The sequence below is a fragment of the Nocardia sp. NPDC050710 genome, from assembly GCF_040654375.1.
Lineage (GTDB): Bacteria > Actinomycetota > Actinomycetes > Mycobacteriales > Mycobacteriaceae > Nocardia.
The window spans coordinates 155,787-167,912 of the sequence record NZ_JBFAHV010000010.1; the positions used below are offsets into that span (position 1 = coordinate 155,787).

At 69.2% G+C, this 12,126-nt stretch carries 9 protein-coding genes; 4 read left to right on the plus strand and 5 right to left on the minus strand.

The window, feature by feature from the left end; all coding sequences use genetic code 11:
- Positions 1 to 145: 145 nt before the first annotated feature.
- Positions 146 to 2,749 (minus strand): LuxR C-terminal-related transcriptional regulator, encoded by a 2,604-nt coding sequence (locus tag AB0H61_RS19595; RefSeq protein ID WP_357306281.1) that lies wholly within the window; start codon positions 2,747 to 2,749, stop codon positions 146 to 148.
- Positions 2,750 to 2,876: 127 nt separating this feature from the next.
- Positions 2,877 to 4,166, minus strand: coding sequence for an adenylosuccinate synthase (locus AB0H61_RS19600; RefSeq protein WP_357306283.1), 1,290 nt, complete (start codon positions 4,164 to 4,166; stop codon positions 2,877 to 2,879).
- A 252-nt stretch (positions 4,167 to 4,418) separates the two neighbouring features.
- On the opposite strand from AB0H61_RS19600, the gene AB0H61_RS19605 reads away from it, so the two are divergent.
- Both AB0H61_RS19605 and AB0H61_RS19610 read left to right on the plus strand, forming a co-directional pair.
- A complete protein-coding gene (locus tag AB0H61_RS19605; RefSeq protein ID WP_357306285.1) occupies positions 4,419 to 5,078 on the plus strand; it encodes a hypothetical protein in 660 nt (219 codons plus the stop codon).
- On the plus strand, positions 5,075 to 5,860 hold the full coding sequence (locus tag AB0H61_RS19610; RefSeq protein ID WP_357306287.1) for a site-2 protease family protein: 786 nt from the start codon (positions 5,075 to 5,077) through the stop codon (positions 5,858 to 5,860). Before AB0H61_RS19605 ends, AB0H61_RS19610 begins: the two co-directional genes overlap by 4 nt.
- Positions 5,861 to 6,189: 329 nt before the next feature.
- Here the strand turns inward: AB0H61_RS19610 and AB0H61_RS19615 are convergent, their stop codons facing one another.
- From AB0H61_RS19615 to AB0H61_RS19625, 3 genes are all read right to left on the minus strand, one after another.
- Complete coding sequence (locus tag AB0H61_RS19615; RefSeq protein WP_357306494.1) at positions 6,190 to 7,284, minus strand: FUSC family protein; 1,095 nt, start codon at positions 7,282 to 7,284, stop codon at positions 6,190 to 6,192.
- Positions 7,285 to 7,396: 112 nt separating this feature from the next.
- Positions 7,397 to 7,846 (minus strand): DUF3151 domain-containing protein, encoded by a 450-nt coding sequence (locus AB0H61_RS19620; RefSeq protein ID WP_357306289.1) that lies wholly within the window; start codon positions 7,844 to 7,846, stop codon positions 7,397 to 7,399.
- 135 nt (positions 7,847 to 7,981) lie between these two features.
- Positions 7,982 to 9,478 carry a hypothetical protein gene (locus AB0H61_RS19625; RefSeq protein ID WP_357306292.1) on the minus strand — a complete coding sequence of 499 codons (1,497 nt, stop codon included), beginning with the start codon at positions 9,476 to 9,478 and terminating at the stop codon, positions 7,982 to 7,984.
- Between the two features lie 385 nt (positions 9,479 to 9,863).
- On the opposite strand from AB0H61_RS19625, the gene AB0H61_RS19630 reads away from it, so the two are divergent.
- Positions 9,864 to 10,868, plus strand: a complete 1,005-nt coding sequence (locus AB0H61_RS19630; RefSeq protein ID WP_357306497.1) for a hypothetical protein — start codon at positions 9,864 to 9,866, stop codon at positions 10,866 to 10,868.
- 186 nt (positions 10,869 to 11,054) lie between these two features.
- Positions 11,055 to 12,107 carry a fused (3R)-hydroxyacyl-ACP dehydratase subunits HadA/HadB gene (locus AB0H61_RS19635; RefSeq protein ID WP_357306294.1) on the plus strand — a complete coding sequence of 351 codons (1,053 nt, stop codon included), beginning with the start codon at positions 11,055 to 11,057 and terminating at the stop codon, positions 12,105 to 12,107.
- Positions 12,108 to 12,126 lie beyond the last annotated feature (19 nt).

Sequence of the window (12,126 nt, forward strand, 5' to 3'; positions counted from 1 at the left end):
GATCATCCAGCGCACCGTAGCAACAGTGTGGCGCGGCCCCTCCGAGGACTCGGGACGGGACGGCCCCCTCGGAAGGGTCACGGTGGTGCGGTCACACCTGCTGGATCGGCCGCGGATCGGCCATTACCCGCGCCGGTGCCGCCGATCAGCTGGCCGGGGATTCGCCGCGCATCAGCGCACCCAGCGATTCCCGATCGGTGACATCCATCTTGATGCAGGCGCGATAGAGGTGGCCTTCGACGGTGCGCACCGAAACGGTGAGTCGATCGGCGATCTGCCGGTTGGACAGGCCCGCGGCAACGAGATTCGCGATTTCGCGTTCGCGGGAGGTGAGCGGGAGCGGCTGGGCGGCGTGACGCAGCGCGGGGGTGCTGGCGCCACCGCAGGCGGCGGCCAAACGGTTGGCGGTGGCGGCGGATTCCAGCAGGCGGCGACGGTCGCCGCCGCGCTCATGCGCGGAGGCGGCCTGGGCCGCGGCGTCGGCGGCCGACAGCAGGGCGCCGATCTGCTCGAATTCGGTTGCGACGGCGTCGAGTCCCGGTCCGTCGTGGGCGGCGAGCGCGACCGCGTGCTTGGACTGGGTCTGCACCAGGCGACCGTCCACCCGAGCCGACAGGTCGGCGAGTCGGCCCGCTACCGAGTGATCGCCGAATCGAGCGGCGGTATGCAATGCCATCGCTTCGATCGCGTGCTGCTGCGATCGTGCGGCCGCGTCGGCGGCGCCCAACGCGAGCCTGATCGCCGGGGTGACGGTGCCCTCGGCGGCGGCCAGACAGGCGCGGGCGATCTCCAGTTGCGGGTCGTAGACCGCGGTATGCCGCCCGCAGCGCGCGGCGGCCTCGGCAATGGTTTCGGCGGCCTCGGCGGCGCGGCCGAGCGCCGAGTACGCCTCGGCCAGGCGGATTCTCGCGGGAATCATCCAGGCCGCCGCACCCTCGGTGGCCAACGCCGCGAGTGCCTGCTCGAGGTCTTCGATGCCGTCCGGGAAGCGGCCCTGGGCCACGTCGACGGTGCCCTGGAGGATCTTCGCCAAGCCCCAGGCCAGATATTGACCGGGGGCGGAGTAGCCGAAATAAGATCCGGCGGTTCGCCGCGCGGCCTCCAATTCACCGGACAGGGTCAATGCGAGCACTTCGGCGTGCGTGGAGATGAACCGGTTGAGCCCGTCGATTTCGGCCTCCACCTGATGCCCGCGGGTCGCGTACTGCCGCGCCGCCTCGGCCTTACCCATCAGAGCCAGGGTCAACCCACCACCGAAGGAAGCCCACCAAATCGCCCACGGCGGAGCACCTTTGGTGTTCATCACGGATTCCGCGTCGGCGAAGGCATCCGCCAACCGGTTTTCGTTGACCGCGCACGCGGACGCGAGACCGGTCAATGTGGTCACGATCTTCGGATGCTGTGCCCTACCGCGAACCAGGGCGAGCACCTCGTCGGCGCGATCGGCATCGCCCACCGCCCATAACAGATTCGATACCCGGGTGCTGCCCCAGCGAACGAGTTGCACCTCGGTCAGCTGATCCGGATCGAAGCTGGCCAAGGTGCGCTCGGCCTCGATTCGATGTCCCTGCCACAGCAGCGCCCTGGCCAGCAGATCCGCCGCTTCCACACCGCCGCGGCGCTCCACCGCGGCACGCGCGAACCGCTCTCCCAGCGGCAGATTCGCCAGCCCGATGGCATCTCCCGCGGCGGCCACGAAGAGTTCGAGATCGGCGGATTTATCGCTGTCCAGGGCCAATTCGGCCAGCCGGATGCGGTCGGCGGCGGAATTGATCGGGCGCTCCCTGAGCGAGGAGTAGAGCCTGCCGCGCAGCCGCCGAGCCGAGGCGATGCCGAGCCTGCGCCGGATCACCTCACCGAACAGCGGGTGGTTGTAGCGCACGATCAGCTGGTGCGAATTCTCCACAACCCTGATCAGGCCACGGGTTTCGGCGGCCTCCACGGCCTCCTCACCGGCCAGTTCGGCGAGCACGTCGAGATCGATCGGTTCGCAGAACGTCAGCAGCTCGAGTACCTTCAGCACCGAATCGGGCAACTGCTCGACCCGATCCTCCAGCAGCGCAGCCAATTCCGAGGTGACCGCCGCGCGACCACGCAGCTGCCAGACACCGTTCACCTGACGCAGCGTGCCCGCCTCCAGCGCACCCTCCACCAAATGCCGGAGAAACAGGGCATTTCCGCCGGAGGACTCCCACATGAGGTTGGCAGTGAACCCCTCCAGCTGCCCACCGAGCATGGACTCCACCAGATGGACGCTCTGCCGCTGGGTGAACGGCGTCAGGTCGATGCGCAGCAGGTGACCGTCCTTCCACAGCGAGGTCACCGCATCCGGCACGGGTACTCCGCTACGCACCGTCGCCACGATATGCGCGGCCTTGTCAATGGCCAGTTGCAGCAACAGGGTCGCCGACAGCTGGTCCAGCAGGTGCGCGTCGTCGACGCCGATGATGGTGTGCCCGTCCGCGAGCAGGGCCTCGCGTGCCGCGGACATGAAGGTCACGGGGTCGTGCGCGGTATAGACACCGACCATATGGGCGAATACGCCCAGCGGGATGCTGCGGGCCGATTCCGTGCCCGCCACCCACCGGATATTGCCGCCGACCGCGGCGGTCGCCTGTCTGGCCAGCGTGGTTTTGCCAACCCCGGCATCGCCGGTCAGGACCGCGCCGACATATTCACGACCGCTGAGCGCGGACCGAATTGCGTCGAACTCGGTCTCGCGCTCGATCATCGGCCAGTTCCGAGCCATGCTCTAACTGTAGTTCTTCACAGTTCATGATCGAAGACATCCGCGAACCCCAACGGGCACAAACGGTTCGCGAATGTTCGCACATTCGCACCGTAGCGAGGGTTATGGCGCGACAACCGCGCCGTGATCAGCCCAGAACGTCGTGCCGGACGATGGTCTGATCGCGGCCGGGACCGACGCCGATGCAGGAGATCCGCGCCCCCGACAACTCCTCGAGCCGCTGCACATACGCCTGTGCGTTCACGGGCAGCTCTTCGAAGGTGCGGGCCCCGGAGATGTCCTCCCACCAGCCGGGCATCTCCTCGTAGATCGGCTTGGCGTGGTGGAATTCGGTTTGCGTGGTCGGCATCTGCTCGACCCGCTCGCCATCGATCTCATAGGCGACGCAGATCGGGACGGTATCCAGACTGGACAGCACATCGAGCTTGGTGAGGAAGTAGTCGGTGATGCCGTTGACCCGGGTCGCGTAACGCGCGATGACCGCGTCGAACCAGCCGCACCGCCGGGCGCGCCCGGTGGTGACGCCGACCTCGCCGCCGTTCTTGGCGAGGAATTCGCCGTACTGGTCGAACAGCTCGGTCGGGAACGGGCCGGAACCGACACGGGTGGTGTAGCACTTCAGGATGCCCAGGACCGTATTGATCTTGTTGGGGCCGATGCCGGAGCCGACCGCGGCGCCGCCGGAGGTCGGGTTGGACGAGGTCACATACGGATAGGTGCCGTGGTCGACATCGAGCAGGGTGCCCTGCGAGCCCTCCAGCAACACCGTCTCGCCATGCTCGAGGGCCTCGTTGAGCCGCAAGCGGGTATCGGCGATGCGGTGCTTGAAACCCTCCGCCTGCGCCAGCACCTCATCGACCACCTGCTGTGGGTCCAGCGCGCGGCGGTTGTAGATCTTGACCAGCACCTGGTTCTTGAACTCCAGCGCGGCTTCGACCTTCTGGGTGAGGATCTTCTCGTCCAGCACGTCGGCGACCCGGACGCCGACGCGGGCGACCTTGTCCTGATAGCAGGGGCCGATGCCACGGCCGGTGGTGCCGATCTTCTTATTGCCGAGAAAGCGTTCAGTGACCTTATCGATGGCCACGTGGTACGGCATGATCAAATGCGCGTCCGCGGAGAGCAGCAGACCCGAGGTATCGACGCCGCGCTCCTCCAGCCCCGCCAGTTCCGCCAGCAGCACACCGGGATCGACCACGACACCGTTGCCGATGACGTTGGTGACGCCGGGAGTGAGGATGCCGGAGGGGATCAGGTGTAGCGCGAACTTGTCGCCATTCGGCAACACCACGGTATGACCTGCGTTATTGCCACCCTGGTACCGGACAACCCATTGCAGGCGGCCACCGAGCAGATCGGTTGCTTTGCCCTTGCCCTCGTCGCCCCACTGGGCGCCGATCAGGACGATTGCCGGCATGGTTTGTCTCCTACGGTTCGAGGCGCAACACACGCGTGTTGCAGCTACCTGCCCGTCTGGAGGAGGTGGCCGGTAACTCATTTTAGCCGATGCCCTATCACCCACTCGGCACCCTGCCGGGTGCCGCGCCACGGGCGCAGCCAATTCAACAGGGCTATGGTTGGGCACGGAGCGGACCGGAAGGGGGTTCGCCCGGAAGTGGCGAGGAGGCCGACGGGTGTGTCGGCCGGACCGAGGAGGGTGTACGGCAGTTTGAGTACCCACGTTCTCCGCTGCGACGGCGCGCCCGTTCCGATCGCCCTCGCCGCACTGCCGACAACCCAAACGGCCGCTATCCCAGAGACTTCCATCATCGACGAACTGCTGCCGGTCCTCGCCGCCGACAGCCTGCCCCGGCTGATCGTGCTCGGCGAGGACGCCGCGCTCGCCGCCGTGATGACCCATCTGATGAAGACCGAACGGCTGCACGTGGAGATCGGCTACGTCCCGGTCGACAAGACCTACGGTTCCCGCGTGTATCAGACCGGCACCGGCAACGCCGCCGCCAAACGCGCGATCGAGGGCCGGGCCACCGAGACCCCGCTGATCCGCGACGACACCGGTAGGGTGCTCATCGGCCGCGCCATCATCACCGGCGTCGACGACGCCAAACTGGAGGGCGAAGCCTACGTGGACGACATCAAGCTGTTCTCCGGCAAGGTCAACGCGATGCATATCTCACCGACCCTGCATCTGCCCGGCGTGCGGGCGACGGTGCGGAAGGGCATACGCAAGAGACGCTGGATCGAGGGCAGGGCCGCGCAGCTCGGCACCCCGGGGGCGGTGGTGACCCGGGATGGCATCCGGACCGACAAACCGGTACCGCGCTCCACGTTCTACCGGCATCACGAATCCTGGTACCTGGTGCGATGAGTCACCCGTTCGCGAAGCAGCGCTCCGGCCGCGGTGCGGTACGACCGAGCCCGATATTCCTCCTTGTGGTGGCGATCGCCATCGGCGGCGGGGTGCTGGCCTGGGGCGCCGATCTCGACTCGACCCGGGCCAAGGTCGGGGTGTTCACCCTGGTGGTGGCGGGCTGGATCGTCTCGCTCTGCCTGCACGAGTTCGCGCACGCCTTCATCGCCTGGCGCGCAGGCGATCACGAGGTGGAACTGCGCGGATATCTCACATTGAATCCGCTGAAATACTCGCATCCGCTGCTGTCGATCGTGCTGCCGATCGTCTTCATCGCACTGGGCGGCATCGGTCTGCCCGGCGGCGCGGTCTACGTGCACTCCCACAACTTCAGCGCCCGCGTCCAACGGTTGATCAGCGGCGCGGGACCCGCGGTGAACGCGCTCTGCGCGGTGCTGTTGCTGGTGATCGTGCGGGTGTTCGGCAGCGGCTCGTCGCACGCGGCATTCTGGTTCGGGCTCAGCTTCCTGGCATTCCTCCAGGTCACCGCGGCATTGTTGAATATTCTGCCGATCCCGGGGCTGGACGGATACGGCGTACTCGAGCCCTCGCTGAGCTATCAGACCCGGCGCTCGCTCGACCAGTTCAAGCCGTTCGGCATGCTGGTCCTGTTCGCCCTGCTGTTCACCCCGGCCATCAACGAAGTCTTCTTCGACGCGGTCTACGCGCTCTTCGAACTCTCCGGGGTGCCGCGCGAATGGTCCAGCTTCGGCAACTACCTGACCCGCTTCTGGCTCTGACGCTCCGGTCGCCCGGTCCAGCACAGAACCGGGCGACCCTCCTCTCCGCGCGATCACGTCCCCGCCCCGACCCGCCCGGCCACCACACCGTCTGGCCGGTGGGGCGTTTCGTCATCGTGCGAAGATGCCCGACCGCAACACCCCTCGTCGATTGCGGTCACGATATGACGCTATGGGCAGCGCCCGGCCGGAACACGAGTAGCGGACTACGCGAAGATCAACTGGGCATCGCATCGGACGGCCCGATCCGCACTCGCGGACCGCGGCAATGCCCGAAATCGTTCGAGTAGTCCTGGGCGCGCGGCGTATTCCGGCAGCCGCGCGGCCGATCAATCCTCGGGCGGCACGTGCGGATTAGGGACGGTCGGTGGCAGCAACGCCATCGCGGAGATCCGCTTCATACCGCAGACCTGCATCAGATCGATCACGATCGAGCGCACCTGCGCGAACACCACATGCGCCGAAAGTCCCGCACCGGCAACCAGTTCCGGCCGCGCGGCCTTCGCAACGGTGCGCAACACCCGCGCCGCCTCGGCCTGATCGGGCTGCTCCCCCGGGTCTGCCAGCATCATTTTGCGCACCACCTCGACCGCCTGCCCGAGCCGCTCCACCTCGTCGATCAGCCGGAGGTCGAGGATTTCGTCGTCGTTCACCAGGGTCAGCGAACGGCGCAGCAACACTCGGGTATTGCGGACCGCGTTGTCCAGCGGGTCGGCGGTGGCGCGGATGCGCTCCAAGCGGGGGCGCGAATTCCAATACAGCGGCGAGATGCGGCTGATCTCGCGACCGCCCTCCAAAGTGGCGCGCAGCGAATCGATCTGGGGCTGGGTCGCGCGGGCGACATCCAGCGCCTTGCGGATCTTCTCCGGATCCTGTTCCAGCAGACCATCGGCGCAGTCGGATAGCGATTTACCCATCACCGCAAGGATTTCCGCGGCGTGATCACGGGCCCGGCGCAGCGGATGCAACGGAACCGCGGCGACCACCACCACCCCGACCAGGCCGCCGACCAGCGCATCGATCATCCGCGAAAAGCCGCCGCCCGCCGACGGCGGCAGCAGGGTCGCGACGAGTACGGCGGAACCCGCGGCCTGCATGGTGATGATCGACCCACCGTCGAGGAATACCGCCAGCGCCATCGCCACCGCGACAACCAGCGCGATCTGCCAGACCCCGGTACCCGCGCGGGTGATGAACAGGTCGCCGATGCCGATACCGACGGCCACGCCGACGACCAACTCCACCGAACGCTTCAGCCGCGCGCCGAAGGAGATGCCGATCGACACCACGGCCGCGGTCGGCGCGAAGAAGGGCTGGGTGTGCCCGACGACCGTATGCGCGATGAACCAGGCCAGCGCGGCCCCGAGGGCGCACTGGACGATCGGCAGTGCGGACAATCGCAACCGCGCCCAGGAACGGCGCAACCGATCCTGGGCGCTGTCCCGCGCTACGCCGACGCGCGAGTTCGGGTCGAGCCCACCCGTCACCCGACCACCACGCATCGAATCGCTGCGCGATACCGCTTTCAACTACGGCTCAGGCGAGGCCGAGTTCGGCGGCGGCGCGGGGGTCACAGTCCTCGAGCAGATCCAGGCAACGGGCGTACTCCTCGGACTCGCCGACCGCCCGGGCCGCCCGGGCCAGCGCACCCACGCTGCGCAGGAAACCGCGGTTGGGTTCGTGACTCCACGGCACCGGGCCGAAACCCTTCCAGCCGTTGCGGCGCAATAGATCGAGGCCACGGTGGTAGCCGGTGCGCGCGAACGCGTAGGCGGCGACGATGTCGTGGTTGACGACCGGATCCGAGCCTTCCGCGCCACCGCGGGTCAGCGCCGCCTCCGCGAGATAGGCCCATGCGATCGAGGCGGCCGGGTGCGCCGCCGCGACCTGCACCGGATCGGCGTTCTCGAGCAGCGCCTCCTCCGCGTCGGAGATTTCGGGCAGAAGTACCGGTTGCGGACCGAGCAGATCACCGAAGGAGGTCATGCGGTTCATTCTTGCACCGGGATGCGGAGGCGCGGCGATCGGACAATCACCACGGATGGGCAAATTTGCTCAGCGATGCTAACGACTTGCCGTGAGTAGCGCGATCTATTGACGGACTCCGGTAGGTACTGACCATTAGGCTTGCCGTCGAGTCAAACTGTTCCGCCCGAGCGAGGGGTAGTAGGTGTCCGACCCGAACGACGAGAAGAACCCGGCGCGGGGTACCGCAAGAGCCGAACAGGCGCGCCAGGACACCCCGGCGAAGCAGACACCCGCCTCGGACGCCGCGCGCCCGGCCGCCGCCCCCACCCAGCCCATGCCCGCCGCCGGGAAACCGGCCGCCGCCTCCGGCGGGCAGGGAAGCGCCGGTGCCGCGGATCCGCGGGGGACCGCCACCGCCACGTCGTCCACCGGCCGCTCGGGGACTCCCGGTAAGGCTTCCGGTTCCGAGACCCCGACCACCGAACAGTCCCGAGCCGCCGGCGCGCCGAAGACCTCGCAATCCACCGGTGTACCCGAGACGGCGAATCCGGCCTCGAGCAGCGCCGCGCGACCCGATGCCGCCTCCGACCGGCCGACGGCGCCCGTCGCTGCCACACCCGTACGTCGACCCATTTCCGAATCCGCGACCCGCGCGAACCCGGCGCCCGCACCGAATCGCGAACAGACAGCGAAGACCGGTGCGACCGTGTCCCCGGCAGGCGCCACCGCACAAGCCGACGCGGCGACCGACCAGCCGTCGGTCTGGCGAACGGACGATGAGGCGTCCTCCGATGGGCCCGCGACCGCATCCGAGTCCGGCGGCGCGACAAGCACTCGAGCCGCCGCGGGCAACGCGAACCCGGCGGGAGCCGCGGCCTCGCGCACACCCGCGAACCAAGGCACAGCGCCCACCATCAGCGCGGCCGCGAACCGGGGCCCCACGGGCAGCGCGAGCACGGCTGCCAGCAGCGCGAGCGCATCCGCAAACCAAGGCGGCGCCGCCCCCAACTCGGACACGGCCGCGAACCGGAGCCCGGCAGGCAGCGCGAGCACAGCCGCCGCAAGCAGCGCGAGCACATCCGCAAACCAAGGCGGCACCGCCCCCAACTCGGACGCGGCCGCGAACCAGGGCCCGGCAGGCAGCGCGAGCACGCCCGGAAGCCGAGGCGCGGTCCCCAGCCCGGACGCGGTGGCGAACCGGGGCCCGGCGAACCGCGCGACGGACGTACCCGGCGGGCCGAATGCCGAGACCGCCGAGATCAGCCGCGACGCGGTGGCGGGTCGCGGCGACGCCGCACCGGGCGGCCCGGACGCGAAGACGGCCGAGATCCGGCGCGGTGCCCCCGCGGACCAGCCGCGAACCGCCGATGACACGGCAGCCACGCCGGACAACTCCAACGGCGAGACGACTGTCATCCGCCGCGAGAGCCCGGCGGGCCGGGGCGCGGCGGACTCGACCGCCGCGGTGGGCAGTGCGGCGGGTGGGGCGGACGCGGAGACAGCGGTGATCCAGCGTCGCCCGGTGCAGCCGCCCGCAGCGAGCCCGACCGGCTCGGAACCCGGCACGCCGCCTCCCGGAACCGCGACCTCAGCCCCGAAGGCCGATGGCACCGCCACCGGCGGGCAGCCCACCGGATCTACTTCAGGCACGTCGACTCCCGGAACCGCGACCTCGGAACCAGCCCCGGCAGTCGGTGGCACCGCCACGGGGGCACCCACCGCGGGCGGCCAGCCGACCCGATCTGCTCCAGGCACGCCGCCTCCCGGAACCGCGACCTCGGAACCAGCCCCGAAGGCCGCTGGCACCGCCACGGGCGGGCAGCCGAGCGGGTCTGCTTCCGGCACGTCGAAGGCCGGTACCGCGTCCGGAGGGACGGCTCCGGGCGACCGGGCCGGGCAGCCCACGCCCGGCGCACCCGGTTCCGGCGGACCTGCCTCCGGTGAGCCGAACCCGGCGGACCCGTCCGGAGGACCCACGGGGGACACCACTGTCCCGTGGGAGACGCCCGCTGGGTCCGAGGACAAGACCGTCGTGATGCGGGTGGTGCCCGCGGCCGGAGCGGGCCCGGCGCAGGCCGAGGAACAGCCCATTGCCGGAGCGGACGACAAGACCGTGGCGATGCCGATCGTGCCGAATCCGGCCGATATGCCGACCATGGCGATGCCGATTCAGATCCCGCCCGATCAACGGGCGGCGCAACGGAAGCGGACGTCCGAGGGGCAGCAGGCAGGCACCGATCGCGTGGTGCCGCCGGGATCGCGCCCGGGTCCGCTGAGTAAACCGCCGACCACGCCGCGGCCCGCGCCCGGGCCGAAACAGCCTGGTCCGCAAGGGCCCACGACCCCGCAAGGGCCGGGCCCACACGACGAGGTCGAGGAGACCCGTCCGACGCAGCCGCGGCCGCCCGCCAAGCCGCGGCCTTCGGTGCCGCAGGCACAGTCACCCGCCGATGTGCAGATGACGCTGCCGGTGCAGTCACTCAACAATCCACCCGGGGGTCCGCACCCGCCGCAGCAGCGTCCCCTTGCCCCGCCACAGCGGATCGCCGCGCCCGCACCGGCCCCGAGCGACCAGTTACCCGCCGATGCCCCGGCGGGCGGGCGCTCGAAGCGCTGGCTGCTCATGGTCGGCGCGGCGGGCGTGGTCCTTGTCGCCGTGCTCGCCGCGGTCGTATTCGCGCTGTCCGGGAATCCCAGCTCGCCGGAGGCCAAGGTCCGCGCCGCCATCAGCGACTACACCGACGCACTGCGTGACGGCGATCTGGCGACACTGCGGTCCAGCACCTGCGGTCCGCTGCACGACTTCTACGCGAATATCCCCGACGACCAGTTCGCGGGGGTGCACAGGCTATCGATGGAGCGCAAGAACATCCCCGTGGTGGACAGCGTGGATGCGATCCAGATCACGGGAGACAACGCGATCGCACAGGCGACCGTCTACACCGAGGCGGATCCGTCGAAGCGTTCGGCCCGGACCTTCGATCTGCAGCACACCGCGGACGGCTGGAAGGTCTGCGATCCGCCGAACGGCACCCCGTAATCGTCAAGGGCGCAAGACAAGCGCCGCGGCCGGTGGGTGCCCGGCCGCGGACACGTCTAGCGACGATGCCTCGCCGGAGCGCGTCGCCGCCGCCGAAAGCCGCGGTGTGGTCGGTCCCGGCGATCGTAGCGATCGTCACAGTCCGCTGGTCAAGGGTCCGACACGGCCAGTAGCATGGCCCGGATCATGGGCAGGGAACAGACAATGGCGCAGCCGGAAATAGATGCTGTGGCGCAGACGGCAGCGCTGGCGGGACGACGGTTCCGGGTACGCGATCACTACGTGGTAGGCCGGGAGAAGGTGCGCGAATTCGCGCGTGCGGTGCAGAACCAGCACGGTGCGCACCACAACGAGCCGGACGCGCGCAAACTCGGCTATGAGGGCATCATCGCCCCGCCGACCTTCGCGTCCGTCCTCGGTACGGCCTGCACCCGCGCCCTGCTCGATACCGTGCTGACCGAGTACGACCTATCCCAGGTGCTACAGACCGACCAGGTCTTCGAAATGCACCGGCCGATCCTGGCGGGCGACCGGATCAGCAACGAGATCGTGATCGAGTCGCTCCGGCAGTTCGGCGACAACGACTTCATCCACGTGAAGTTCGTGCTGACCAATCAGCACGGCGAGGTGGCGCAGGTGGGCTCGACCACGATCGTGGCGCGCCGCGGCGCCGAGGTCGACCCGAATCTGATCGAGGCCGTGGAGAGCATCTTCATGCACACCCGCCCCGAGCTGGCGGTCAACGATCCGCTGGTGGAACTGCCCGCCGGCGGCCAGGCGCCCATCGCCGCGGTCCGCGAACCGGCGGCCGTGCACACGCTGCCCGACTTCGACAGCCTCACCGCGGGGCAGGCGCTGCCCACGGGCGGCGCCCGGGTCACCCGCGGTGACCTGGCCAATTACGCGGGCGTCGCGGGTGACCCCAATCCGATCCACTTCAGCGATCGCGCCGCCCAACTGGTGGGGCTGCCGACGGTGGTGGCGCACGGCCTGCTCACCATGGGCCTGGCCGCCGACTACCTCACCGGCTGGCTCGGCGATCCGACCGCGATCGAGAAGTTCAGCGTGCGCTTCGCCGGTTTCGTTCCGGTGGGCGCGGATACCGCGACCGAGGTCGAATTCAGCGGCAAGATCAAGTCGTTGGATCCGGCGACACGAACCGGCACGATCACGCTGAGCGGCGTGTCGGAGGGCCGCAAGCTCTTCGGCCGCGCCGTGGCCGAGGTGCGGTTCACCTAGTCCTGCCGAATCGACGGCG